Source organism: Streptomyces sp. NPDC048484 (assembly GCF_040651415.1).
Lineage (GTDB): Bacteria > Actinomycetota > Actinomycetes > Streptomycetales > Streptomycetaceae > Streptomyces.
The window spans coordinates 65106-88985 of record NZ_JBEZJY010000033.1 but is presented as its reverse complement, the minus strand read 5'-3'; the positions used below and the strand labels follow the sequence as shown (position 1 = coordinate 88985).

At 71.0% G+C, this 23880-nt stretch carries 22 protein-coding genes; 15 read left to right on the top strand and 7 right to left on the bottom strand.

All coding sequences use genetic code 11. The features are described from left to right. The first annotated feature begins 158 nt into the window (after positions 1 to 158). Positions 159 to 2873, top strand: coding sequence for a pyruvate dehydrogenase (acetyl-transferring), homodimeric type (gene aceE / locus AB0D14_RS29970; RefSeq protein ID WP_362785277.1), 2715 nt, complete (start codon positions 159 to 161; stop codon positions 2871 to 2873). Positions 2874 to 3146: 273 nt separating this feature from the next. Beyond that, a complete protein-coding gene (locus tag AB0D14_RS29965) occupies positions 3147 to 4145 on the top strand; it encodes a WYL domain-containing protein (RefSeq protein ID WP_362785274.1) in 999 nt (332 codons plus the stop codon). Between the two features lie 18 nt (positions 4146 to 4163). On the opposite strand, the gene AB0D14_RS29960 is transcribed toward AB0D14_RS29965, so the two are convergent. Next, positions 4164 to 5132, bottom strand: coding sequence for an SDR family oxidoreductase (locus tag AB0D14_RS29960; protein WP_362785270.1), 969 nt, complete (start codon positions 5130 to 5132; stop codon positions 4164 to 4166). 122 nt (positions 5133 to 5254) lie between these two features. On the opposite strand from AB0D14_RS29960, the gene AB0D14_RS29955 reads away from it, so the two are divergent. Beyond that, entirely contained in the window at positions 5255 to 5773 is a 519-nt protein-coding gene (locus AB0D14_RS29955; RefSeq protein WP_362785345.1) for a DUF4240 domain-containing protein, read from the top strand. A 64-nt stretch (positions 5774 to 5837) separates the two neighbouring features. On the opposite strand, the gene AB0D14_RS29950 is transcribed toward AB0D14_RS29955, so the two are convergent. After that, complete coding sequence (locus AB0D14_RS29950) at positions 5838 to 6599, bottom strand: peptidoglycan recognition protein (protein ID WP_362785268.1); 762 nt, start codon at positions 6597 to 6599, stop codon at positions 5838 to 5840. A 320-nt stretch (positions 6600 to 6919) separates the two neighbouring features. On the opposite strand from AB0D14_RS29950, the gene AB0D14_RS29945 reads away from it, so the two are divergent. Next, positions 6920 to 8104 carry a MarP family serine protease gene (locus tag AB0D14_RS29945; RefSeq protein WP_362785266.1) on the top strand — a complete coding sequence of 395 codons (1185 nt, stop codon included), beginning with the start codon at positions 6920 to 6922 and terminating at the stop codon, positions 8102 to 8104. A 65-nt stretch (positions 8105 to 8169) separates the two neighbouring features. Here AB0D14_RS29945 and AB0D14_RS29940 read toward each other — a convergent pair whose 3' ends face one another. After that, positions 8170 to 8658, bottom strand: a complete 489-nt coding sequence (locus tag AB0D14_RS29940) for a GNAT family N-acetyltransferase (protein ID WP_362785263.1) — start codon at positions 8656 to 8658, stop codon at positions 8170 to 8172. A gap of 121 nt (positions 8659 to 8779) precedes the next feature. On the opposite strand from AB0D14_RS29940, the gene AB0D14_RS29935 reads away from it, so the two are divergent. Both AB0D14_RS29935 and AB0D14_RS29930 read left to right on the top strand, forming a co-directional pair. Next, positions 8780 to 9679 (top strand): TIGR01777 family oxidoreductase, encoded by a 900-nt coding sequence (locus AB0D14_RS29935; RefSeq protein WP_362785261.1) that lies wholly within the window; start codon positions 8780 to 8782, stop codon positions 9677 to 9679. A 277-nt stretch (positions 9680 to 9956) separates the two neighbouring features. After that, positions 9957 to 11327, top strand: a complete 1371-nt coding sequence (locus AB0D14_RS29930) for an NAD(P)/FAD-dependent oxidoreductase (RefSeq protein WP_362785258.1) — start codon at positions 9957 to 9959, stop codon at positions 11325 to 11327. Between the two features lie 171 nt (positions 11328 to 11498). Here AB0D14_RS29930 and AB0D14_RS29925 read toward each other — a convergent pair whose 3' ends face one another. Continuing rightward, positions 11499 to 12977 (bottom strand): regulator, encoded by a 1479-nt coding sequence (locus tag AB0D14_RS29925; RefSeq protein WP_362785255.1) that lies wholly within the window; start codon positions 12975 to 12977, stop codon positions 11499 to 11501. A gap of 279 nt (positions 12978 to 13256) precedes the next feature. On the opposite strand from AB0D14_RS29925, the gene lipB reads away from it, so the two are divergent. The 4 genes from lipB to AB0D14_RS29905 all read left to right on the top strand — a co-directional run bounded on the left by lipB (position 13257) and on the right by AB0D14_RS29905 (position 16636). After that, positions 13257 to 14054, top strand: a complete 798-nt coding sequence (gene lipB / locus AB0D14_RS29920; protein WP_362785252.1) for a lipoyl(octanoyl) transferase LipB — start codon at positions 13257 to 13259, stop codon at positions 14052 to 14054. A gap of 264 nt (positions 14055 to 14318) precedes the next feature. Next, on the top strand, positions 14319 to 15284 hold the full coding sequence (gene lipA, locus AB0D14_RS29915) for a lipoyl synthase (protein WP_362785249.1): 966 nt from the start codon (positions 14319 to 14321) through the stop codon (positions 15282 to 15284). 356 nt (positions 15285 to 15640) lie between these two features. Next, positions 15641 to 15841 carry a hypothetical protein gene (locus tag AB0D14_RS29910; protein ID WP_362785246.1) on the top strand — a complete coding sequence of 67 codons (201 nt, stop codon included), beginning with the start codon at positions 15641 to 15643 and terminating at the stop codon, positions 15839 to 15841. Between the two features lie 93 nt (positions 15842 to 15934). After that, positions 15935 to 16636 carry a DUF4191 domain-containing protein gene (locus AB0D14_RS29905; protein WP_362785243.1) on the top strand — a complete coding sequence of 234 codons (702 nt, stop codon included), beginning with the start codon at positions 15935 to 15937 and terminating at the stop codon, positions 16634 to 16636. Between the two features lie 247 nt (positions 16637 to 16883). On the opposite strand, the gene AB0D14_RS29900 is transcribed toward AB0D14_RS29905, so the two are convergent. Then, positions 16884 to 17351 (bottom strand): RDD family protein, encoded by a 468-nt coding sequence (locus AB0D14_RS29900; RefSeq protein ID WP_362785240.1) that lies wholly within the window; start codon positions 17349 to 17351, stop codon positions 16884 to 16886. A 199-nt stretch (positions 17352 to 17550) separates the two neighbouring features. Here AB0D14_RS29900 and glnA point away from each other — a divergent pair, with 199 nt between their 5' ends. Next, positions 17551 to 18960 carry a type I glutamate--ammonia ligase gene (gene glnA, locus AB0D14_RS29895; RefSeq protein ID WP_362785238.1) on the top strand — a complete coding sequence of 470 codons (1410 nt, stop codon included), beginning with the start codon at positions 17551 to 17553 and terminating at the stop codon, positions 18958 to 18960. Between the two features lie 104 nt (positions 18961 to 19064). Here the strand turns inward: glnA and AB0D14_RS29890 are convergent, their stop codons facing one another. Together AB0D14_RS29890 and AB0D14_RS29885 are read right to left on the bottom strand one after the other, a co-directional pair. Then, complete coding sequence (locus AB0D14_RS29890; protein WP_362785236.1) at positions 19065 to 19391, bottom strand: hypothetical protein; 327 nt, start codon at positions 19389 to 19391, stop codon at positions 19065 to 19067. 391 nt (positions 19392 to 19782) lie between these two features. Continuing rightward, the gene (locus AB0D14_RS29885) at positions 19783 to 20091 is read right to left on the bottom strand and encodes a hypothetical protein (protein WP_362785233.1); all 309 of its coding nucleotides are present in this window, start codon (positions 20089 to 20091) and stop codon (positions 19783 to 19785) included. Between the two features lie 164 nt (positions 20092 to 20255). On the opposite strand from AB0D14_RS29885, the gene AB0D14_RS29880 reads away from it, so the two are divergent. The 4 genes from AB0D14_RS29880 (at position 20256) to AB0D14_RS29865 (ending at position 23871) form a co-directional block, all read left to right on the top strand. Continuing rightward, positions 20256 to 20615, top strand: a complete 360-nt coding sequence (locus tag AB0D14_RS29880) for an arsenate reductase family protein (protein ID WP_362785230.1) — start codon at positions 20256 to 20258, stop codon at positions 20613 to 20615. A gap of 147 nt (positions 20616 to 20762) precedes the next feature. Continuing rightward, positions 20763 to 21476, top strand: coding sequence for a hypothetical protein (locus tag AB0D14_RS29875; protein ID WP_362785228.1), 714 nt, complete (start codon positions 20763 to 20765; stop codon positions 21474 to 21476). Between the two features lie 342 nt (positions 21477 to 21818). Next, positions 21819 to 22847: a glutamine synthetase gene (gene glnII, locus AB0D14_RS29870; RefSeq protein ID WP_362785226.1), complete on the top strand. Its 1029-nt coding sequence runs from the start codon at positions 21819 to 21821 to the stop codon at positions 22845 to 22847. 352 nt (positions 22848 to 23199) lie between these two features. Further along, the gene (locus AB0D14_RS29865) at positions 23200 to 23871 is read left to right on the top strand and encodes a winged helix-turn-helix domain-containing protein (protein WP_362785223.1); all 672 of its coding nucleotides are present in this window, start codon (positions 23200 to 23202) and stop codon (positions 23869 to 23871) included. Positions 23872 to 23880: the final 9 nt, after the last annotated feature.

The window sequence follows — 23880 nt, the reverse complement described above, 5'->3', positions numbered from 1 at the left end:
TTGCCCTTCAACCCTTTGATCGATCATCGATCAGCGAGTTAAAGTCATCGGTGGGCTCCCATCAGAGCCCGCCGCCCTGTCCTGCCAAAGACCAAGGGCACCCCCCGAGAATCCCCTTGCCGACGAGGGAACCCCCTCCGCATCCGGAAGGCGGCGTAATGACCGACCCCACCGCTATCCAGCCGAGCGAGCTCGACCAGCTCCCGGACCGCGACCCCGAGGAGACCGCCGAATGGCAGGCCTCTCTCGACGCCGTCACCAAGGCGGCCGGGCCGCACCGCGCCGCGTATCTGATGCGCCGCACGCTGGAACGCGCCGAGGGCAACGGACTCACGCTGCCCAAGCTGCTTGAGACGGACTACGTCAACACCATCCCGACCGCCGCCGAGCCCACCGTGGACGGCGACGAGGGCATGGAGCAAAGGATCACCGCGTGGAACCGCTGGAACGCGGCCGCGATGGTGACCCGGGGCGCGAAACACGGCGTCGGCGGCCACATCGCCACCTTCGCCTCCGCGGCCTGGCTCTACGAGACGGGCTTCAACCACTTCTTCAAGGGCAAGGAATCCCAGGAGGCGCCCGGATCGGGCGACCAGCTCTACCTCCAGGGCCACGCCTCCCCCGGCATCTACGCCCGCGCCTTCCTCGACGGCCGCCTGACCGAGGCGCACCTCGACAACTTCCGCCAGGAGGCGGGCGGCAACGGCCTCCCGTCGTACCCGCACCCGCGCCGGCTGCCCTGGCTGTGGGAGTTCCCGACGGTGTCGATGGGCCTCGGCCCGCTCTCCGCGATCTACCAGGCGCGTTTCAACCGCTATCTCACCCACCGCGGCATCAAGGACGTCTCGGCGTCCCACGTGTGGGCGTTCCTCGGTGACGGCGAGATGGACGAGCCCGAGTCGACGGCGGCACTCGCACTCGCCTCCCGCGAGGGTCTCGACAACCTGACCTTCGTCATCAACTGCAACCTGCAGCGCCTCGACGGTCCGGTCCGCGCGAACTTCAAGATCGTGCAGGAGCTGGAGGCCCAGTTCCGCGGCGCCGGCTGGAACGTCATCAAGTCGCTGTGGGGCAACGCCTGGGACGAGCTGTTCCGGCTCGACATCACCGGCGCCCTGGTCCGCCGCCTCCGTGAGGTTCCGGACGCCCAGGTGCAGACGTACCAGACCCGTGACGCCGCCTACATCCGCCAGGACTTCTTCGGCGCCGACCCCGCGCTCGTCGAGCTGGCGAAGCTGCTGAGCGACGACAAGATCCTGGAGTGTTTCCACCTCTCCCGCGGTGGCCACGAGGCGCGCAAGGTGTACGCCGCGTACAAGGCCGCCGTCGAGCACAAGGGCGCTCCGACGGTCATCCTGGCCCAGACGGTCAAGGGGCACACCCTCGGCGAGGGCTTCGCGTCGAAGAACGCCAACCACCAGATGAAGAAGCTGTCGACGGACGAGTTCAAGCAGATGCGTGACCTGCTCGAACTGCCCATCACCGACAGCCAGTTCACCGACGGCGTCGTTCCCTACGGCCACCCGGGTGCCGACTCCGCCGAGGTCCGTTACCTCCAGGAGCGCCGCGCGGCCCTCGGCGGCCCGGCCCCCGCCCGCCGTACACACCCGCTCGCGCCCCTGCCGGCCGCGGCCGACAAGACGTTCACGGCCTTCGACAAGGGCTCCGGCTCGCAGAACATCGCGACGACCATGGCCTTCGTACGCCTGGTCAAGGACCTGGTCCGCGACAAGACGTCCGGCAAGCGCTGGGTGCCGATCGTCCCCGACGAGGCGCGCACCTTCGGCATGGAGAGCCTCTTCCCGTCCCTCGGGATCTACTCCCCCAAGGGCCAGACGTACGAGCCGGTCGACCGCGACCAGCTGATGTACTACAAGGAGGCCAAGGACGGCCAGATCCTCAACGAGGGGATCACCGAGGCCGGCTCCATGGCGGACTTCATCGCCGCGTCCACCGCGTACAGCACGCACGGCGAGACGATGATCCCGTTCTACATCTTCTACTCGATGTTCGGCTGGCAGCGCACGGCCGACCAGATGTGGCAGCTCGGCGACCAGCTCGGCCGCGGCTTCCTCGTCGGCGCCACGGCCGGCCGTACGACGCTGACGGGCGAGGGCCTGCAGCACGCGGACGGGCACTCGCCGGTCATCGCCGCGACCAACCCAGCCGCCCTGTCGTACGACCCGGCGTTCGCGTACGAGGTCGCGACGATCGTCAAGGACGGTCTGCGCCGGATGTACGGCGAGGCGGCCCCGGGCGAGGACCAGAACGTCTTCTACTACCTCACCGTCTACAACGAGCCGATCCCGCAGCCCGCGAAGCCTTCGGGTCTCGGTATCAACGAGGGCATCGTCAAGGGCCTGTACCGCTTCAACACGGCGGAGTCGGCCGGCGTCCAGGTCAACGCCGCCAACGCCGCGCGGATCCAGCTGCTGGGCTCCGGCACGGCGATCCACTGGGTCCTGGAGGCGCAGAAGCTGCTCGCCGAGGAGTGGGGTGTGGCCGCGGACGTCTGGTCCGCCACGTCCTGGACGGAGCTGCGGCGGGACGCGCTGGAGGCCGACGCGGCGCTGCTGCGCGGCGAGGAGCGTGTCCCGTACGTGCGGCAGGCGCTGCACGGTGCCGAGGGGCCCGTTCTCGCGGTCTCGGACTACATGCGGCAGGTGCCCGACCAGATCGCGCAGTGGGTCGAGCAGGACTACTCGTCGCTCGGCGCGGACGGGTTCGGCCTTTCCGACACCCGTGCGGCGGCCCGCCGGCACTTCGGTGTCGACTCGCAGTCGATCGTCGTGGCCGCGTTGGCGCAGCTTGCGCGGCGGGGCGAGGTCCAGGCTTCCGCCGTGAAGGAAGCGCGCGAACGGTACGGCCTGTAGTTCTCCCCCACCCAGCCCCTTCCCGCACCCGGGGCTGCGCCCCGGACCCCCCGCGGCCGGTTCGCAGCCTGCGGGCGGGTGGGGGCTGGTCGCGCAGTTCCCCGCGCCCCTGAAGGGCGAAAGACTGGGGCGCAGCCCCGTCTTTCAGGGGCGCGGGGAACTGCGCGACCAGCCACATACGACCCGCGGCCGACCACGCACCCGCCCCGCCTCCGCAACCGGCGGAGCCACCCCGCCCGCTCAACCGGCGGAGCCACCGGCATCATGGGGCGTATGCGTGCTGCCCGGCTCATCAAGATGGTGCTGCTTCTGCAGGCCCGGCCCTCCATGACCGCCGCCGAGCTGGCGCGGGAGCTGGAGGTGTCCGAGCGGACCATCACGCGGGACGCGCAGGCGCTGTCGGAGGCGGGCGTCCCGGTGTACGCGGACCGGGGCCGGACCGGCGGATACCGGCTGGTCGGCGGTTACCGGACGCGGCTGACGGGGCTCGCCCGCAGCGAGGCCGAGGCGCTGTTCCTCTCCGGGGTGCCGGGCGCGCTCCGCGAGATGGGCCTGGAGGACGCCGCCTCCGCCGCCCGGCTGAAGGTGTCCGCCGCGCTGCTGCCCTCCCTCAAGGACGCCTCCCGGACCGCGGCACAGCGCTTCCACCTGGACGCCCCCGGCTGGTTCGCCGAGCCGAAGACCCCCGCGCTGCTGCCCGCGATCGCGGAGGCGGTCTGGGACGACCGCCGGATCACCGCGCGCTACCGGCGCCGGGAGACCGACGAGACCGACGTGGAGCGCGAGCTGGAGCCGTACGGGCTCGTCCTCAAGGCGGGCGTCTGGTACGTGTGCGCCCGGGTGACCGAGCCCGGCTCGTTCCGTGTCTACCGCATCGAACGGTTCACGGCGGTCGAACCCGGCAGCGAGCGCTTCATCCGCGACGAGACCTTCGACCTGCCGGGTTTCTGGGCGGAGCAGGCCGAGCAGTTCGCGCGCTCGCTCCTGCGGGTGACGGTCGTGGTGCGGCTCACCGAGGCGGGTGCGCGGCAGCTCAAGCACGCCGTCGACCCGCTCTCGGCGCAGGAGGCCCTGGCCGGGGCGGGTCCGCCCGACGCCGAGGGCCGCGTCACGCTCACGCTGCCGGTCGAAGCGTACGACGTCGCGTACACCCAGTTGCTCTCCCTCGGCCCCGAGGCGGAGGTGCTGGAGCCGGCCGACCTAAGGAAACGTTTCTCCGACGCAGCGGCCCGGACCGCCGCGTACTACGGCGATCCGGGTGAGAGGGGCTGACCAGGGCTACGTGACGGGCTACCGGTAACCCGTCACGTCCGCCGGCCGGCCCTGCGACTCCACCTCCAGCAGGTAGCGCCACGCGTCGGGCGCCGAGCCGTCGACGTCCGTGAAGCCGTACTCCTGGGCGAGGCCGCCGCTCGACAGCGACCGCCCGTTCCAGCGGGCCACGTCGGGATCGGCGGCCAGTGCGACCAGAGCGCGCCCGACGTACGTGGGCGTCTCGGAGATCGCGAAGTGCGGGACGTGCTCGCAGGCGTCCCGCCAGTTCTCCTCGGTGACCTTGAAGGCGGTGTCGAGCATGGCCTCGGAGCGCAGCCAGCCGGGGGTGACGCAGACCGCCGTGCAGCCGTGTTCCTTCAGCTCCTCCCCGAGGTCGTACGCCATCCGGATCGGGGCCGCCTTGGCCAGGTCGTAGAACAACGGCTTGCGGTAGCGCCGGTTGTACTCCTCGGTCCCGTCCGTGACCTCGACGAGCAGTCCGCCGGGGTTGCGGACGAGCAGCGGCAGCGCGCAGTGGCTGGTGACGAGGTGGGACTCGATGCCGAGGCGCATGATCCGCAGCCCCTTGTCGAGATCCATCTCCCACATGTCGGGCTGCTTCTCCGCCGTGAAGTCGAGGTGGACGTCGCCGCCCCAGAGGTCGTTGACGAGGAGGTCGAGGCGGCCCTGCTCCCGGTCGATACGCTCCACGAGCGCGCGTACCTGCTCCGGTTCCAGGTGGTCCGTCGGCACGGCGATCCCCCGGCCGGCGACACCGGCGGCCGCGTCGACCAGTTCGGCCGTCTCCTCGATCGTCTCGGTGCTCCGGCCGACCTCGCTGACGTGCTCGCGGGTGGTGCGTCCCGTCACGTACACCGTGGCTCCCGCGCGTCCCAGCTCGACCGCCGTGGCCCGCCCGGCGCCGCGGGTGGCGCCCGCGACCAGGGCGATCCTCCCGCTGAGCGGCTCCGTGTTTCCCTGTCCTGCTTCCGCTGTTCTCTCCATGTGCCGAGCATCCCGCCGAATACCGACACCTGCTGTCGGATTTTCCGCGGGCATGTGCGCGCATAACGATCTGCCCGTCCCCGGGTGCGCGGGCCGGGCACAGGCCCGATGCTTGTCCCGTGATGGACGAGACGGAGTTCTGGGAGCTGGTGAACGCGACCCGCGAGGCCGCCGAGGGCGACCCCGAGGAGCAGGCCGAACTGCTCGTCGAGCGGCTCCTTCAGCTGGACCCCGAGATGGTCCTCGACTTCGCCCGTCACTTCGAGGCCCGCTACAACCGCGCGTACATCTGGGACCTGTGGGGCGCCGCCTGGATCCTGCTGGACGGGGCCAGCGACGACGCCTTCGACTTCTTCCGCTGCTGGCTGATCGGCCAGGGCCGGGAGACGTACGAGGGCGCCGTGCACGATCCGGACAAACTGGCCGACCTCCTTGGCGACTTCGACGACGAGATCGACGGGGACGCCGAGGAGCTGGGCTACGCGGCGGACGAGGCGTACGAGCAGCTCACCGGCGCGGTCGCCCCCGACCTGGGGATCCCGGCGGCGCCGCCGGAGCCGCTGGGCACCCCTCTCGACCTGGAGAACCAGTCGCTGCTGGCGGAGCGCTTCCCACGGCTGTGGGACCGGTTCGCGGACTGACCGGACGCACGGGACCGGCCCCTGGACCGTGGTCGGGACCGTGGTCGGGAAACGCCGAAACCGGTCAGCGTCGGCCCTGGAGGCGCGCCGCGTGCTGTCTGATCTCGGGCAGCCTGGCCATGAGGGCGGCGCCCGGACACGCGGTCCAGTAGCCGTCGGTGTGCCCCGAAACGGCCGTGAAGGTGCCGCGGGTGCCCGCCGGGTACCTGCTCAGGCTGTTGGTGGAGACGAGCCGCACGCGAGCGCGCGGGTCGATGCCCGTGAGCCCGAGTTTCCAGGCGGCGACGGCCGCGATCGCGTCGGTCATCGCCTCGGGGACGGGCACGCCCGCGGTGAAGGTGCCGAGCGCGGCGATGCCCGTCGTACCCACGTTGAAGCCCTGGGTGTGAGCGCCGACGACGGGCCGGTCGGGGCCGCCCGCCCGGCCCTCGTAGATGGTGCCGCAGCGGTCGACGAGGAAGTTGTAGCCGATGTCGTCCCAGTGCCGGACTCCGGCCTGGCCCGTGTACAGGTACTGGATGATGCGCGGGGCGTCGGCGCAGTCGTAGCCGTTCGGTGAGTCGGTGTGGTGCACGAAGACGGCGGACACGCGGCCTGCGTACCGGGTGGGCGGCTGTGCGGAGGCGGCGTCGCCCAGCCAGCGTTCCCTCGGCACGATAGGAGGCTTCGCGGCCCTGTGCCCGACCGCGGTCCGGGCCGCGACGGAACGCCCGGCGTCACCCGCCGTCCGGTCGATCCCCACGGCGCAGAGCACCAGCCCGACGACGGCCGCGAGGCCGGGAACGCAGGCGAGCACGACGCGCACGCGGCGGGGTATGCGGCTCATGAGCGGCGGACGCACTCCACCTGGCGGATGCGCCCCAGGCGTACGCCCCGTACACCCCGTACACCCCGTACACCCCGGCCCGCGCGGCGCACCCCTGGCGGGTCGTGGGGGCGGGGTCCGGTGGGCGCACATGGGATTCACTCTCCGGGACGCTCAGGGCGTCCGCGATGTGTGGTGTGCCACCCGGTGGAACCAACGCCCCGGTCCGCGACGTTTCTACAGGTCCACGCACGTGTGCCGACCGCCCGGCTGCATGCGCGCGTACCTGATCACTGGGCCTGCCCGGCGCGTACTAGAGGGCCCAACGGAAAGGGAGCTCCGTGGACCTGCTCGACATCCTGCTGTTGCTGGTCATCCTCGGCTACGCGGCGTCCGGCTACCGGCGCGGACTGGTCGCGGGCTGTGTCTCGCTGGCCGGTTTCGTGGGCGGTGCCGTCATCGGCGTCTGGGTGCTGCCCTGGATGATGGACCTGGTGGAGCCGGCAACCACGGCCGCGACGGTCACGGCGGTGCTCACGGTGCTGCTCCCCGCCGCGGTGGGCCACGAGCTGGCGGGGCGTCTGGCGATGAAACTCCGTCGCGAGCTGGACCGGGGCTCCCTGCGCGTGGTCGACGGAGTGGGCGGTGCCGCGGCGAACACGGTCTCCGTGCTGCTTGTGGCGTGGGTGGCCGCGAGCGTCCTCGGCGCGTCCGCCTCGCCCGTCGTCACCTCGTCGATCCGTGACTCCGCCCTGCTCGGCGCGGTGCACGACACGATGCCGGAGACGACCCCGGCCTGGTTCTCCCGGGCCACCTCGGCGCTCACGGAGGCCGGCTTCCCGCAGGTCTTCAACCCCTTCGAGAACGAGCCGACGGCCGCTGTCGCCGAGCCCTCCGGCGACAGCGTCACCTCGTCCGCCACCCGGGCCGCGCAGCGCTCCACGGTGAAGGTCGAGGGCTCCGTCGGCACGCAGGGCCGCGAGGGCAGCGGGTTCGTGTACGCGGCCGAGCACGTGATGACCAACGCCCATGTGGTGGCGGGCATCGACGACCCGACCGTGCGGGTGGGCGGCACCGGCCGGGCGTACGAGGCGAAGGTCGTCCTCTTCGACCCGCAGAAGGACGTGGCCGTTCTCGACGTGCCGGGGCTCAAGGCGCCCGTACTGTCCTTCGACACCGGTGCGGCTCGCGGCGACGCGGCCGTGGTGGCGGGCTACCCGGAGGACGGCGGCCTCGATCTCCGGGGGGCCACGGTCGCGAACAAGATCAACGCCCAGGGCCAGAACATCTACGGCTCCGGCCCGGTCACCCGCGAGATCTACTCGATCCGCTCCACGGTCCGCCCCGGCAACTCGGGCGGGCCCCTGCTGACCACCGACGGCAAGGTCTTCGGCGTCGTCTTCGCGCGCTCCACGAGCGACGCCGAGACGGGATACGTGCTGACCGCCGACGAGGTCGCGGACGACGCCGCGCGTGCGGCGAAGGCCTCGTCACCGGTGGACACGGGCGACCTCGTGACGTCCTGAGGACGCCCGAGGCGCCTGCGGAGGCCCGGGTGAGGGCACACCTCTGGAGAGCGTCGGAGCGGCGCTCAGATCCGGCGTCCCATGAGCACGTCGTCCACGTACACGCCGCCCAGCTGGAACTCCCCCGGCTGGATCCCCTCGACCACGAAGCCCTCCGACTCGTACAGCTTGCGGGCGGGTGTGTTGTGGCCCAGGACCCGCAGGCTGATCCGGAGCGCGCCCTGGCGGCGGGCCTCCGCGACGGCGGCACGGAGCAGCGCCCGCCCCACACCCTGGCCGCGGGCCGCGGCGGCGACAGCGAGGCCCTGGACCTGCCGTACGTGCGCGTTGGAGGCCAGCGGGGTGGGGAAACCGAGCCTTACGTAGCCGACGACCCGCCCGCCCAACTCGGCGACGAGGTGGTCGCGGGGCCCGAAACGCTCGGTGAAGAACGGCTCGTACGGCGGCTGGTCCGGGGGTCTGACCGCATGCTGATAGGACCAGATCGCACGGTCCAGACGGCCCAGCACCTCTTCGTCCTCGGGCGCTCCGGTGCGGATGTACGGCTCGGGCATGAAGTCACTGTAGAACCGGGGCGGATCCGGGGCATCAGGCGCCGCACTCGGCCGCGGGCGCCTTCGGCGTGGTGCTCGTGACAGGACGCCGCGGGATGGGTCCCTGCCGCAGGATGGGGTCATGGAAGCTTCGCGAATCGCCGTGGCCGGCGCGTCCGGCCTCATCGGTACGGCTCTGGTGCGCTCACTGACCGCGGACGGGCACGAGGTGGTGCGGCTGGTGCGCCGTACGCCCCGGGCGGACGACGAGGTCGAGTGGGACCCGGAGCGGCAGTACGTCGACGCGGTGGGACTCGCCGGCTGTGACGCCGTGGTGAACCTCGCGGGCGCCGGTATCGCCGACCACCGCTGGACCGAGGCGTACAGACGCGCGATCCGCGACAGCCGGGTGCTCGGCACCGCCGCCCTCGCGGAGGCCGTCGCCGCCCTCGACCGGCCACCGCGGGTCTTCCTGAACGGCAGCGCCATGGGCTTCTACGGAGACACCGGCGAACGGCCCGTGGACGAGGACTCGCCTCCCGGGGACGGGTTCCTGCCCTCGCTGTGCGTGGAGTGGGAGGAGGCGGCGGCGCCCGCGCAGGAGGCCGGCGTACGGACCGTCTTCGCGCGCACCGGGCTGGTGGTGGCCGCGCAGGGCGGCGCCTGGGGGCGGCTCTTCCCCCTGTTCAGGGCGGGGCTCGGCGGGAGGATGGGCGACGGCAGGCAGTACTGGAGCTACATCGCGCTGCACGACCACGTGGCCGCGCTGCGGCATCTGCTCGATTCCGAGTCGCTGTCCGGGCCCTTCAACCTGACTGCTCCGGAGCCGCTCACCAACGGCGAGATCACGGCCGCCATGGGGCGCGTCCTGCACCGGCCCACGCTCTTCGCGGTACCCGCACCCGTGCTGAGGGCCGTGCTCGGCGAGATGGCGCAGGAGGTGCTGGGCAGCCAGCGTGTGCTCCCCACCCGGCTGTTGGAGTCCGGCTTCACCTTCGCGTTCCCGGGGATCGAGGACGCCATTCGGGCGGCGCGGGCGTAGGGGGTGGCCCGTTCCCAGTTGGCCTGGGCACAGCCCCCCGGGGTTGGCCTGGGCACAGCCCCTGAGGTTGGCCTGGGCACAGTCAACCGGCGTTGGCCTTGGCACAGTCCCCCGGCCGGGGCTTCGCCCCCATGCGACCGGCGTGCGACCGTGCCCTGTTCATGCGCGAGTTCCCCCGCCCGGTGGCGGCCCTACGCTCGTTCCGAACTCGGGTACTCCGGAAGCCCGTTGCGGGGCAGGTCGCCCCCAGCAGCCGCGCGACCTCTGGGAGGGACACGTGCTTGAGCCCGCTTGTCAGGCGGACGTCGTCATCGTGGGGGCCGGGGCCGCGGGACTCTCCGCCGCCCATCGGCTGAACAGCGCAGGTGTGACGACCGTCGTCCTGGAGGCCGCCCCTCACGTCGGTGGCCGTATGACGACCGAGAAGGTCGACGGCTTCCGCCTCGACCGCGTCGGCCGGCTCCTCTCCACGTCGTACCCCGGACTGCGGACGACCCCGGGCCTGGACGCTCTCGCCCTGCGCCCGTTCAGCCCCGGTGTCCTCGTCCACGCCGAAGGGCGGGTGCACCGTGCGGGTGAGCCCGCGAGCGCCGGGGGCACAAGGGGCGCACTCGATGCGGCACGCGCCTTCGTGAGCCCCCCTCGATGGACTCGGCAGCGGGCCACGGCCGCCGCGCCGCCCGTGTCGCGGGCGTTCCCCCCGCTCGGGGGCGCACTCGACCAGGCCCGGCTGGCCACGGCCCTCGGCCGGATCGCGACGGCCCCCGTGGAGCGGCTGCCGGCCAGGCCAGAGCGGCCCGCCGGACGGGCGCTGGCGGCCCGTGGCATGCCGGCCCGTACGGTCGAGGGTTTTCTGCGCCCGCTCCTGGCGGCGCTGCTCTGCGATCCGGATCTGACGACATCCAGCCGGTGCGCCGACCTCGCGCTCCGGACCTTCGCCTCCGGCCGCCTGTGCGTCCCCGAGGGCGGCGCCGACACCCTGCCGGAGCTGCTCGCGGCCGCCCTGCCACCGGGGACGGTCCGTACCGGGGTGCGGGTCACCTCCGTCTCGACCACGTCCGTGACGACGGCCGCGCACGGTGAACTGCGGTGCCGGGCCGTCCTGGTGGCGACCGGCGCCCGTGCGGCCGCCGAGCTGCTGCCCGGCCTGCGGGTGCCGCCGTTCCATCCGGTGACGGTGGTGCACCACACGACGGACGAGCCGCCCATCGCGGACGCGGCGCTCCTCCTGGACGCGGACCGCCGGGGCCCGGTGGCCCATACCGCGGTCATCAGCCAGGTCGACCCGTCCCGCGCCCCCGTCGGCCGCGCCCTGATCTCGTCGACCGTCCTGGGCGCACCGCCCACGGACACGGACCGGACGGTACGCGCGCACCTGGCCGCCCTCTACGGCACCGCCACGCACCGCTGGGAGCTGCTCGCGGTCCACCACACGCCCGATGCCGTCCCGGCGATGCCGCCGCCGCACGACCCCCGGCGCCCGGTCCGCCTGCTGGCGGGCCTGTACGTCTGCGGCGACCACCGCGACACCAGCACGGTCCAGGGCACCCTGCGCTCGGGCCACCGGGCGGCGACGGCCCTCCTGGCGGACCTGGGCGTCGACTCGACGGCCGCGGCGGCCCCGGTGCCGACGTCCACGGCGGCGTAGACGGGCGAGAGCCGGGCTGCAGGCCCCTCGCCCCTCAGGGGCGCGGGGCTGCGACATGTGCGGCTCCGCCGCGTGGGCGCGCCCAGCCCCCACCGGCCGGCGGCCTGAACACGACCTACCCGTCGCGGCGCAGCCAACCGCGCAGCCGCAAGCCGCCGCACGGCACCCCGCTCAGCCGAGCGCGGCGACCTTGTCGCGATACCCCCGCACCGGCGCCGCGTCCCGGTACGGCTCCAGCCGCCGCTCGAAGTCGCGTACGTACTCAAGTGCCCGTACCGACCGCATCTCCGATGCCTGCGTCGCCGCCTCCGCGCCCAGTTGGCAGGCCTGGTCGAGCTCTCCGAGACCGAGCCGGGCGGAGGCCAGGACCACCCGGCAGAAGAGACGGCTGCGCGCGTAGCCGGGAGCGCGCAGCTGGAGGGAGCGCTCGGCGTGCTGGGCCGCCGCCCGGTACTGCTGGAGATCGCGGTGGCAGTGGCCGAACTCGTCCGCGAGCTGCGCCTCGTCGAAGAAGCGCGCCCAGTACGGGACTTCGTCGCCGGGCCGGGCGGTCTCCAGGGCCCGCTCGGCCCGCACCAGCGAGGCCGTGGCCGCGCGCACCTCGCCGAGCACCCCGTGGCCCCGGGCCTCGACCGCGTACAGCAGCGCCTGGACGACGGGCGGCGCGGAGGAGCCCACTCCCTGCTGGGCGACCCGGGCCAGCTGCACCGCCTCCCGGCCGTGCCCGAGATAGACCGCTTGTCGGCTCATCGTCACGAGCACGTACGAGCCGTACGCCCGGTCCGCCGCCGCCTGGGACAGCCGCAGCGCCTGCACGAAGTACCGCTGCGCCAGGCCGTGCGCGGCGATGTCGTACGAGGTCCAGCCAGCGAGCCGGGTCAGATCGGACGCCGCGGCGAACAGGCGGCGCCCCGTCTGCTCGCCGTACGTACCGCGCAGCATCGGCTCCAGCTCGTGTTCCAGGTACCGCACGAGGGCCTGCCGGGCGTGCCCTCCGCCGTACGTGTTGTCGAGCGTGCGGAAGAGTTCACCGACCGAGCGCAGGGCCGCGATGTCGCCCGCGGTCACCCGCTGCCCGGGTCCTCGCTCGGTGGCCGCGCGCTGCCTGGAAAGGGGCCTCACCTGTTCGGGCACCGCCGGGAGCCGCACGGAAGCCGGGCGGGCCTGTGCGGGGATACGCGCGACACCGGGGTCGCCGCGGCTCACCCGGTCGTCGGCCCGGCCGATCAGCCAGTCCCGGCTGGGCACGACGAGCCCGGCCGGGGTGAACGCGATCTTGCGTAGTTCCGCGTGGCTTCCCGAGTCCTTGCGCCACAGCCCGCCGACGATGTCGACGGCCTCCTCGGGTGTGGCGGCGAACTCCAGGCCCGCGTAGACGGGTGCGCAGGCGTCGAGTCCGAGGTCCTGTGCGCTGAGCCGGCGGCCGAGGCGGCGGGTGAAGACCTCGGCGATCAGCGCCGGTGTGGTGCCCCGGGGCTGCTGCCCTCGCAGCCACCGGGTCACCGACGTCTTGTCGTATCTCAGATCGAGACCGTGTTCGAGGCCGAGCTGGTCCACTCGACGGGCGAGCCCCGCGTTGGAGAACCCCGCTTCTGCGATAAGTGCGGCGAGCTGACGGTTGGGCGTGCGCTGCGCGGGTCGTTCCGTCATCTGCGGTGCGAACTCCTGCCTTCCGGGCTGGGGGCCTGCGCGGGCAGGCCCGGGCGAGGTTGGCCGCCATGCCGTGAGCAGCCCTGATTAGCCTCGTGAACGGCGCGAATGTAGCGGTCTGTAAGCACCCGATCGCGCACTTTGACGCGCATTCATCCGATCGTGTGAGGATTGCCCGCAGAGCTGACGCACGCCGGTCGGACGTACAGTGGCGTGGGGTCGTTATGGGCCTTACGGGGCTGTCTTGAGCCTTACAACTCTTGCAAGGAGGCGCTTGCCGTGAGCGAGCTGCGGTTCGTCCGCCTGGGTTTCGGTACGGAAGCCGTCGAGTACCAGGAGGCCTGGGACGAGCAGCGCCGTGTCCACACGGCCCGCTTCCAGGACGAGATCCCCGACACCTGCCTGCTCCTTGAGCACCCTCCGGTCTACACGGCCGGCCGGCGCACGGCGGACAGCGAACGGCCCCTCGACGGCACGCCCGTCGTCGACGTGGACCGGGGCGGGAAGATCACCTGGCACGGTCCTGGGCAGCTGGTCGGTTACCCGATCCAGAAACTGCCGCGTCCGGTGGACGTCGTCGCCCATCTCCGGCGCCTGGAGGACGCGATGATCCGCGTCTGCGCGGAGTTCGGCGTCGACACCGGCCGGGTGGAGGGGCGGGCCGGTGTCTGGGTCCTCGGCGATCCGGTGGAGCGGCGGCCGGCTCTCGGCGGGCTCTCCCTCGACCTCGACCCCCGGCTGGCCGACGACGAGTTCGACCCGCGGCTGAACGGGCCCGAGTACGCGCCCTCCAACGCCGGGCAGCGCCGGGAGGACCGCAAGATCTGCGCCATGGGCATACGCGTGGCCAAGGGCGTCACCATGCACGGGTTCGCCCTGAACGTGAACCCCGACACATCCAGCTTCGACAAGATCATCCCGTGCGGGATCCGGGACGCGGGCGTCACGTCGCTCGCGCACGAACTGGGGCGCGACCTGACCATCGCGGAGGTTCTGCCCGTGGCCGAGCGGCACCTCGCGGATGTCCTCGGGACCGCGGAGCTCGCGCCGCGCGCGGTGGAGCGGGCGGCGGTGTAGGGCTTTTTCGCCCCCGAACCCCCGCTCCTCAAACGCCGGAGGGGCTGGAAGACCAGCCCGTCCGGCGTTTGAGGACGAGCGCGTTCAGCGCGATGCGGGGGTCCGGGGGCGGCAGCCCCCAGGTACGGGACGGGCAGGGGCGGCGGGGCGAAAGAGAACCCCGGGAATGGACCCCCGTTCCCGAAGGTTGCCCACCTCGGGGGCCGAGAACCGCACGGGCGTACCCTGGTGTACGCCGAAGAATCGAAGCTACAGGGAGCCGATGTGTCCGCAGTCGCACCCGACGGACGCAAGATGCTGCGCCTGGAGGTCCGGAACGCCCAGACCCCCATCGAGCGTAAGCCCGAGTGGATCAAGACCCGGGCGAAAATGGGTCCCGAGTACACGAAGATGCAGAACCTCGTGAAGAGCGAGGGCCTGCACACGGTCTGCCAGGAAGCGGGCTGTCCCAACATCTACGAGTGCTGGGAAGACCGCGAGGCCACGTTCCTCATCGGCGGCGACCAGTGCACGAGGCGCTGCGACTTCTGCCAGATCGACACCGGCAAGCCCGAGGCGCTGGACCGCGACGAGCCCCGCCGTGTGGGCGAGTCCGTGGTCACCATGGACCTCAACTACGCGACCATCACCGGCGTCGCGCGCGACGACCTGGAGGACGGCGGCGCCTGGCTGTACGCCGAGACCGTGCGCCAGATCCACCAGCAGACCACGGACCGCGCCGAGGGCCGGACCAAGGTCGAGCTGCTGGCCCCGGACTTCAACGCCGAGCCGGCCCAGCTCGCCGAGGTCTTCTCGTCCCGCCCGGAGGTCTTCGCGCACAACGTGGAGACGGTCCCGCGCATCTTCAAGCGCATCCGCCCCGGCTTCCGCTACGAGCGTTCGCTGAAGGTCATCACCGAGGCCCGTGACTACGGTCTGATCACGAAGTCGAACCTGATCCTCGGCATGGGCGAGACCCGCGAAGAAGTCAGCGAGGCTCTCCGCCAGCTCCACGAGGCGGGCTGCGAGCTGGTCACCATCACGCAGTACCTGCGGCCCTCCGTGCGCCACCACCCCGTCGAGCGCTGGGTGAAGCCGCACGAGTTCGTGGAGCTGAAGGACGAGGCCGAGCAGATCGGTTTCTCCGGAGTCATGTCGGGCCCGCTGGTCCGTTCCTCGTACCGGGCCGGCCGCCTCTACCAGATGGCCATCGAGAAGCGCGGTTCGTACGTCGCCTCCCAGGCCGTCTGAAGCAGCTGCCTCAAGCAGCCGCTGGGAACAACTGCTGGAAACAGTTCTCTGAAACAGCCGTCCGGAGCGGCGCCCGGAGCACACCGGGCGCCCTTCCGGATGGCACGCAGTGCCAGATGGTCGTGTGAATCTGCGCACAAGAAGCTACCGGTCAGTAGTGGCCGATACGGCGCGGCCCCGACCGTCCTCGCAGATGAGGGCCACGCCGGGGTCGCGTCGGGGTTTCGCGCCTGCATATCAAGGCTTCACCGGCGTTTGACCGGTCGGTCACGCCCTGGTAACACCATTCAGTGACCCTGGTCCTACAGCACGTAGAGCCCTAGCCAGAGCCGCCGTCCCGAGGGGGGACCCCCATCATGCAGGCCGCGCCCGTACGCGCCACCGCGATTCCGTCGTTCACCGATGCACTCCGTGCCGTCGAGTCCCTGCTTCTGAGCAGTGGCCAGCGCACCGCCCGCCGCAACGCCTGGACCTCCGTCATGGAGGACCGCCGCCGCGCCAAGGACCGCGTCGAGACACAGCGTGTCGTGGAGCAGTCCTTCCTCACGCACCACTGAGCGCTCGCGCACCACTGAGCGAAGGCGCGCGTGACGGAGGCCTACCCGGCACCGCCGTCGTCGGCGCTTCCGTGGCCACGTAGACTCCACGGCATGGCGAGGAAGGAATCCGCAGCGGACGCTGCGAACCCCGGGCGGCTCAAGCAGATCGCCCTGACTTACAAGATGACCCGCAAGGCCGACAAAATGATCGGTCTTGTACTCGCGGCTGTCGGAATCGTCACCCTTGGTGTCTTCCTCGCGATCGGCTTCTTGATCGGCTATCCGATCTATCTCGGCATTCTCGGCCTCCTGCTCGCCTTCCTCGCGTCGGCGATCGTCTTCGGACGCCGGGCCGAGCGGGCGGCCTTCGGGCAGATGGAGGGCCAGCCGGGCGCGGCGGCGGCGGTGCTCGACAATGTCGGGCGCGGCTGGACGACGACTCCGGCCGTGGCGATGAACCGCAGCCAGGACGTGGTCCACCGAGCCGTCGGCAAGGCCGGCATCGTGCTGGTGGCCGAGGGCAACCCGAACCGGGTGAAGACCCTGCTGGCCGCCGAGAAGAAGAAGATGGCCCGCATCGTCGCGGACGTGCCGGTCCACGACATCCTCGTCGGCACGGGTGAGGGCCAGGTGGAGCTGAAGAAGCTCCGTACGAAGATGGTCAAGCTCCCGCGGGTGCTGACCGGTCCGCAGGTCACCGCGACCAACGACCGGCTGCGCGCCCTCGGTGACCTGATGACCAACATGCCGCTCCCGAAGGGTCCAATGCCCAAGGGCATGCGGATGCCGCGCGGCGGCCCGAAGATGCGCTAGCGCTGCCCCTGGACTCAACTGGTACGGGGCGTTCCGGAATCACCGACGGTTCCGGGGCGCCCCGTCATCATGAGAGCGGCGGCAGGTGTACGGCAGCGCGGCAGCGACGCACGGGGCGCACGCGACGCGCAGGGCGCCCGGAACCGATCGGTTCCGGGCGCCCTGCGCGTCGCGCGGAGCAGGAAGGATGCTGACGCCCGTCGTGCGCGGGCCGGGGTCCGTACGGACCGCAGTACGTACGGACCGGTCAGATTCTGACCTCGACCGTGCGGGCCAGGCGGTCGTGCAGCCCGCGTCCGTCGCGGTCCCAGATCAGGGCCGGGAGGGCGAGGCACAGCAGGACCGTACGCAGGAGGGCGCGCAGCGGGTTGACCGTGCCGGTGTCCAGAGCGAAGACCCGCAGCCCGAACAGTCGTTTGCCAGGGGTGAAGCCGATCGTGCCGACGGTCAGAACGCTCGCGACGAAGAAGATGAGCAGTGCCCAGTTCCCGGTCGCCTGTCCGTAGCCGTCGGTGATCAGGCCGTATGCGATCAGGGTGCACAGACCCCAGTCGACGGCGAGGGCGCCCAGGCGCCTGCCGGGGCGCGCGATCGAGCCGGGGCCCGACTCGGGCAGCCCCAGTTGCTCTCCGCGGTATCCGAAGTCGGCACCGGCGTCCTCCGCGGCCGCACGGGGCCCGGAGAGCCACGATCCGATTGCCTGCCTGTTGTCCACGCGTCCACGGTACTGCGACCGTTTTGCCATACGGACAGGTGGGGTAGACCCGACGGCATCCGGTTAACTTGAGCGAAACAATTGGGTCACGCTGGAGAAATCACCCGTCCCTAAGGTCGGGCTCAGCGTGTGCCACCGCACTGGCCGCACGAACGAACTACCACCCCGGTCCGAAGTGGGCGGGAGTAGGAGGAGCTGGATGTTCCAGAACGCCGACGACGTCAAGAAGTTCATCAAGGACGAGGACGTCAAGTTCGTCGACGTCCGCTTCTGCGACCTGCCGGGTGTGATGCAGCACTTCACGATCCCGGCTGAGGCCTTCGACCCCACCGAGGAGCTGGCCTTCGACGGTTCCTCGATCCGTGGCTTCCAGGCCATTCACGAGTCCGACATGGCGCTCCGCGCCGACCTGTCCACCGCGCGCGTCGACTCCTTCCGCCGCGACAAGACGGTCAACATCAACTTCTTCATCCACGACCCGATCACGGGCGAGCAGTACTCCCGTGACCCGCGCAACGTGGCCAAGAAGGCCGAGGCCTACCTCGCGTCGACCGGTATCGCCGACACGGCGTACTTCGGTCCCGAGGCCGAGTTCTACGTGTTCGACAGCGTGCGCTTCGACACGAAGTCGAACGAGGCCTTCTACCACATCGACTCCGAGGCGGGCGCCTGGAACACCGGTGCGGTCGAGAACAACCGCGGTTACAAGGTCCGCTACAAGGGCGGCTACTTCCCGACCCCGCCGGTCGACCACTTCGCCGACCTCCGTGCCGAGATCTCCCTGGAGCTGGCCAAGTCCGGCCTCCAGGTCGAGCGCCAGCACCACGAGGTGGGCACCGCCGGCCAGGCCGAGATCAACTACAAGTTCAACACGCTGCTCGCCGCGGCCGACGACCTCCAGCTCTTCAAGTACATCGTGAAGAACGTCGCCTGGCGCAACGGCAAGACCGCGACCTTCATGCCGAAGCCGATCTTCGGTGACAACGGCTCGGGCATGCACATCCACTCGTCGCTGTGGTCCAACGGCGACCCGCTGTTCTACGACGAGGCCGGCTACGCGGGCCTGTCGGACACCGCCCGCTTCTACATCGGCGGCATCCTCAAGCACGCCCCGTCGCTGCTGGCCTTCACCAACCCGACGGTGAACTCCTACCACCGCCTGGTCCCCGGCTTCGAGGCCCCGGTCAACCTGGTGTACTCGCAGCGCAACCGCTCCGCGGCCATGCGTATCCCGATCACCGGTTCGAACCCGAAGGCCAAGCGCGTCGAGTTCCGCGCGCCCGACTCCTCCGGCAACCCGTACCTCGCCTTCTCGGCGCTGCTGATGGCGGGCCTCGACGGCGTCAAGAACAAGATCGAGCCGGCCGAGCCGATCGACAAGGACCTCTACGAGCTGGCTCCCGAGGAGCACGCGGGCGTCGCGCAGGTCCCGACCTCGCTGCCGGCCGTCCTCGACCGCCTTGAGGCCGACCACGAGTTCCTCCTCGCGGGCGACGTCTTCACGTCCGACCTGATCGAGACGTGGATCGACTACAAGCGCACGAACGAGATCGCGCCGCTGCAGCTGCGTCCGCACCCGCACGAGTTCGAGCTCTACTACGACGTGTGATCGACGCGTAGCGCCTCACGGCTTTCCTCGGAGCCCCGCCGTCGCCCCTCGGGCGACGGCGGGGCTCCGGCGTTCTCTGCCGGTCCCGTCGTCCACGGGTGGCTTCATTTCTTGGTGTTCCAGGGGCGTTCGCGGCTGTAGCGGCGCTCCCACCTGGCCATCCGGTCACGGCGTTGGCGGTATGCGTAGTAGCTGTTGTCGACGCGTCCCGAGGAGCCCGAGCCGCCACCCGAACCGCCCGAGGCGCCACCGGAACCGCCTCCGGACTGTCCTCCGGCGCCGCCGCCGGGCGACGAACCGGCGGACCCCTGGTCGGCGCGGACGTATCGGACGTAGAGGTAGAGCAGTGCGGCTGCGCCGAGCCACCAGACGGGGCTGTTGAACCCCAGGACGACCGAAACGAGGATCGCCAAAATGATCAAGGTACCCATGACGGGTCTCCTTGTGCGTGGGTGGTGGTGGGACCTTGAGGTGTCCGACGCGGCGGCGGGCTGTGCGCCGGTCCCTCGGTGACGTCGAGAGTAGCCCTCAGGATGCCGCGGGATGCCTGTCCGGCGGAAACGAATAACGACCGGACTCGCTTACGCACAGTCATAAATCGACTTGAAGTCAAAAGAAATCGTCACAGAGGAGAGCAATAAGGGTGCTTCGTGATGAGCGCATCTGCGTCCGGGGGCGCCGCGCTTCTCACCCTTGCCCGGCACGGAGTACGCGGCACGCGGTACGCCGTGTTGCCCACCGGGCTCATCGTCGCCGCGCGGACGCGGGCCGCTCGCGAGCCGACGCGCCGCCCGGGAAGCGGGCGGCGCGTCGGGCGTGGACTCAGCGGGCGTACCTCATCAGAGCCCGGACCATGTGGCATGTCGTGTCCGACGGAGGGTGTACGCCTACGAGTTCGGCCGTGCTGCGGATCTTCTCGTTACGGGCCTGGTTGGGCACGTAGACGCCGGAGTCGAGGAGGGCGATGGCCAGCCGCATCGCCTTGAGGCGGCGGTTGTGCGTGATGTACCACTCGCGGGGGCGCCCCGGTGGCAGTGGACGCTTCTCGACGGGCTGGTACGGCAGGTCGAGCACGACCGCCCTCTTGGATGTGGACTGGGTGGGCAGCGGAAACAGTGCGGCAGCGGGCACAGGCATCCTCCTGTCGCGGTCGGGGCACCGGCCGGCGTCTCCGGCGGCACCCTCGAACACTGCTTCTAGTTTACTGCCTCGCACTGACAATCGTCCCTGGCCAGAGGGGCTTTGAGGGTGCCGTGACAGGTGAGCGGCACGGGGTTTCGCGTACCTTGTGCGGCATGGAGATCTGGATCAATCCGGCCTGTTCGAAGTGCCGCAGCGCCATCAGTCTGCTGGACGGGGAAGGGGCCGAGTACACGGTTCGGCGGTACCTGGAGGACGTACCCGACGAGGCCGAGATCCGGGAGGTTCTGGAGCGGCTCGGACTGGAGCCCTGGGACATCACCCGGACCCAGGAGGCCGAGGCGAAGGAGCTGGGCATGCGGGAGTGGGCCCGCGACGCGGGTTCACGGGACCGGTGGGTCACGGCCCTGGCCGGGCATCCCCGGCTCATCCAGCGGCCCATCATCACCGCGCAGGACGGAACCGCCGTGGTCGCGCGGACGGACGAGGCGGTACGGGACGCCCTGGGCCGGTAGCTCCTGCAGCTCCCACAACCCCCACAACTCCCGTGTGATCTACGACACTCTGGTGGCTCGCGTCAACGAGTGAGTAAGTCTGTTCGATACCTCGTACATATCGGCGGACGGTCGCTACCCGGGGCGGCCGGGGAACAGGAGCCGTTCATGTCGCGCAGAAGAACCTTCGGCCCGAAGAAGAAGATCACTCTGCTGGTGAGCGCCGCCGCGGTGGCCGGCGGTGGGGCCTTCGCCCTGGCCACCACGTCGAACGCGGCTCCCAGCACGCCCTCCGCGCAGTCCTCGGTGGTGTGCGGCGGACTGGCCACCGCGCTGGGCAACAACGAGACGTTCATCGAGGGGCAGCGCACCGCCCCGGACGCCCAGTCGGAGGCGCGGATCGCCAACCGGGAGGCGGTCATCGCCCAGATCAAGGTGCAGCAGGAGGCGTCCGGGTGCACGGTCGGCGAGTCCGACGCCAATGTGGGGACCGGAACCGAGGCCGGTGCCGGTGCCGGCGCCGAGGCAGGGGCTGGGGCTGGGGCGGAAGCGCCCGCCGAGTCCGCCGATCCGGCCGGGCAACCGTCGCAGGAGGCATCCGCACCCGCCGCCGGGGACGATGACGCCGCCGCCGGTGAGCAGGTCTGCAACGGGTCCACGGTCACCCTCTCCGGCGAGGACGGCGCCCCGGCCGCGTCCAGCAACCAGTTCCCGGCCGGTACGAAGCTCAAGGTCACGAACCTGGACAACGACAAGTCGACGACCGTGGAGGTCACTTCGACCTCCGGTAGCTGCGCGCTCCTGAACAACGCGGCGTTCGAGCAGGTCCGCGAGCCCGGAAAGTTCCTGATCCGCAAGGCCCTCATCGAGAAGGTGGGCTGACGGGCCCCACCGGGCCGAAGGTGCGTGCCGAGGGCAGGTGCCCGGGCGAGAGCAAGTGCGCAGGCGAGGGCAAGTGCCCAGGGTGAGCGTGAGACCGCGCGTGGTGGAGACGTCCGGCGGGACGGTCTCCGCGACGCGCGCCGCACCCGTCAGCGCGCCGCCGGGAAAGCTCTCCGCAGGTGACCCGCACCACAGAGGCGCCAGGTAACACGGGGTTCACATCCGAGCAATGATCGGGAAATGGCCTGTTGACAGGCTTCGGGGATACTCCGCGGCGCGCCAGTGCCGCAACGCCGCAGCACCCGCATTGCGCGTAGAGACCCACCCCGAAGGATGTGGCCCGTGACCTTCAAGGCTGAGTACATCTGGATCGACGGCACCGAGCCGACGGCCAAGCTCCGTTCGAAGACGAAGATACTCGCCGACGACGCGAAGGGCGCGGAGCTGCCGATCTGGGGCTTCGACGGGTCGTCCACGAACCAGGCCGAGGGCCACGCCTCGGACCGCGTGCTCAAGCCGGTCTCGTCCTTCCCGGACCCGATCCGCGGCGGTGACGACATCCTCGTCATGTGCGAGGTCCTCAACATCGACATGACGCCTCACGAGTCCAACACCCGTGCCGCGCTCAGCGAGGTCGCGGAGAGGTTCGCCGACCAGGAGCCGATCTTCGGCATCGAGCAGGAGTACACCTTCTTCGACGGCGAGCGTCCGCTCGGCTTCCCCGTGGGGGGCTTCCCGGCCCCGCAGGGCGGTTACTACTGCGGCGTCGGCGCCGACGAGATCTTCGGCCGTGACATCGTCGAGGCCCACCTGGACAACTGCCTCAAGGCCGGCCTCGCCATCTCCGGCATCAACGCCGAGGTCATGCCCGGCCAGTGGGAGTTCCAGGTCGGACCGGTCTCCCCGCTGGAGGTCTCCGACCACCTGTGGGTGGCCCGCTGGCTGCTCTACCGCACCGCCGAGGACTTCAAGGTCTCCGCGACGCTGGACCCGAAGCCGGTGAAGGGCGACTGGAACGGCGCCGGCGCGCACACCAACTTCTCCACGAAGGCGATGCGCGAGGGCTACGACGCGATCATCACCGCGTGCGAGTCGCTGGGTGAGGGCTCCAAGCCCCTCGACCACGTCAAGCACTACGGCGCCGGCATCGACGACCGCCTGACGGGCCTGCACGAGACCGCCCCCTGGAACGAGTACTCGTACGGCGTCTCCAACCGTGGCGCCTCGGTCCGTATCCCGTGGCAGGTCGAGAAGGACGGCAAGGGCTACATCGAGGACCGCCGCCCGAACGCGAACGTCGACCCGTACCTCGTGACGCGGCTGATCGTCGACACCTGCTGCACCGCCCTCGAAAAGGCCGGGCAGGTCTGATCCGCCTGATTTCTCTGCAGGGGCGCCCGCCGGATCGGTGGGCGCCCCTTCGCATGCGCGGGCGCCCAGGTGTGGGCTCTGTGTCGACGGCAGCTGTCCGGACAGCGAGAGGAGACTGCTGTTGGCGCCCTGTGTCTGCTTCAATGGGAGCATGGTCGGCTTCCAGAGGTGCATCGCTACGGGTCGTCACGACCTTGAGCCCTTCTGGCCTTCCCGTCAGCACCACGACTTCGACCGGGTGTGTTGTCGCGCGACGAACGCGCCGGCCCTCTAAAGCCGTATCCCGGCCTTCGGCCAGCGCGCACGGCGTACGTCCTCCGACGACCTCTCGCGCGAAAAGAGCTGACCCCTCATGGCGAACACCCGCCCCTTCTCCTCTGCGGCCACCGCTCCCTCCCCGGCGCCTTCCACCGGCTCGGCCCGCCATCGACTGCGCGCCGTCGACCGGGACGAGGTGGTGGACGTCACCGGCCTCCTCCCGCCGGGCGCCACCTGGCTGCCCGCTCCCCCGCACACCCTGCCCACGCTGCCGGGCCGGCCGCCGATGATCGGGTACCTGGTCCTCGTGCCGGCCGACCAGCCGCCCTTCCTGCCGGTCGCCGTGCCGGACTCGGCCCCGGACACGCACTCGGAGTCGGACTCGGAGTCGGAGTCGGACTCGGCAAAGCGCGAGAAGCCCAGGCCGTCCGGCGAGTCCGGCGAGTCCGGCGAGTCCGGCGAGTCCGGCGCCGACCTCCCCGTACGCGTCGACACCGTCCAGCGCACCGCCGAGGTCGACGGAAGGCCGCTCGACCTCACGTACCTGGAGTTCGAGTTGCTCGCGCACCTGGTGGCGCATCCGCACCGGGTGCACACCCGCGACCAGTTGGTCACCACGGTGTGGGGCTACGGGCACGTGGGCGACGGCCGGACCGTGGACGTCCACATCGCCCGGCTGCGCCGCAAGCTCGGTGCGGGGCACCGGGACACCATCCGGACCGTTCGCCGCGTCGGCTACAAGTACGCGCCTGCGACCGGAAGCTGAGCCCGGCGG

What these genes read in the sequence shown, in the direction of transcription:
- aceE (WP_362785277.1), top strand. Translation starts at nt 159, where the DNA reads ATGACCGACCCCACCGCTATCCAGCCGAGCGAGCTCGACCAGCTCCCG.
- AB0D14_RS29965 (WP_362785274.1), top strand. Translation starts at nt 3,147, where the DNA reads ATGCGTGCTGCCCGGCTCATCAAGATGGTGCTGCTTCTGCAGGCCCGG.
- AB0D14_RS29960 (WP_362785270.1), bottom strand. Translation starts at nt 5,132, where the DNA reads ATGGAGAGAACAGCGGAAGCAGGACAGGGAAACACGGAGCCGCTCAGC.
- AB0D14_RS29955 (WP_362785345.1), top strand. Translation starts at nt 5,255, where the DNA reads ATGGACGAGACGGAGTTCTGGGAGCTGGTGAACGCGACCCGCGAGGCC.
- AB0D14_RS29950 (WP_362785268.1), bottom strand. Translation starts at nt 6,599, where the DNA reads ATGAGCCGCATACCCCGCCGCGTGCGCGTCGTGCTCGCCTGCGTTCCC.
- AB0D14_RS29940 (WP_362785263.1), bottom strand. Translation starts at nt 8,658, where the DNA reads ATGCCCGAGCCGTACATCCGCACCGGAGCGCCCGAGGACGAAGAGGTG.
- AB0D14_RS29935 (WP_362785261.1), top strand. Translation starts at nt 8,780, where the DNA reads ATGGAAGCTTCGCGAATCGCCGTGGCCGGCGCGTCCGGCCTCATCGGT.
- AB0D14_RS29925 (WP_362785255.1), bottom strand. Translation starts at nt 12,977, where the DNA reads ATGACGGAACGACCCGCGCAGCGCACGCCCAACCGTCAGCTCGCCGCA.
- AB0D14_RS29910 (WP_362785246.1), top strand. Translation starts at nt 15,641, where the DNA reads ATGCAGGCCGCGCCCGTACGCGCCACCGCGATTCCGTCGTTCACCGAT.
- AB0D14_RS29905 (WP_362785243.1), top strand. Translation starts at nt 15,935, where the DNA reads ATGGCGAGGAAGGAATCCGCAGCGGACGCTGCGAACCCCGGGCGGCTC.
- glnA (WP_362785238.1), top strand. Translation starts at nt 17,551, where the DNA reads ATGTTCCAGAACGCCGACGACGTCAAGAAGTTCATCAAGGACGAGGAC.
- AB0D14_RS29890 (WP_362785236.1), bottom strand. Translation starts at nt 19,391, where the DNA reads ATGGGTACCTTGATCATTTTGGCGATCCTCGTTTCGGTCGTCCTGGGG.
- AB0D14_RS29880 (WP_362785230.1), top strand. Translation starts at nt 20,256, where the DNA reads ATGGAGATCTGGATCAATCCGGCCTGTTCGAAGTGCCGCAGCGCCATC.
- AB0D14_RS29875 (WP_362785228.1), top strand. Translation starts at nt 20,763, where the DNA reads ATGTCGCGCAGAAGAACCTTCGGCCCGAAGAAGAAGATCACTCTGCTG.
- AB0D14_RS29865 (WP_362785223.1), top strand. Translation starts at nt 23,200, where the DNA reads ATGGCGAACACCCGCCCCTTCTCCTCTGCGGCCACCGCTCCCTCCCCG.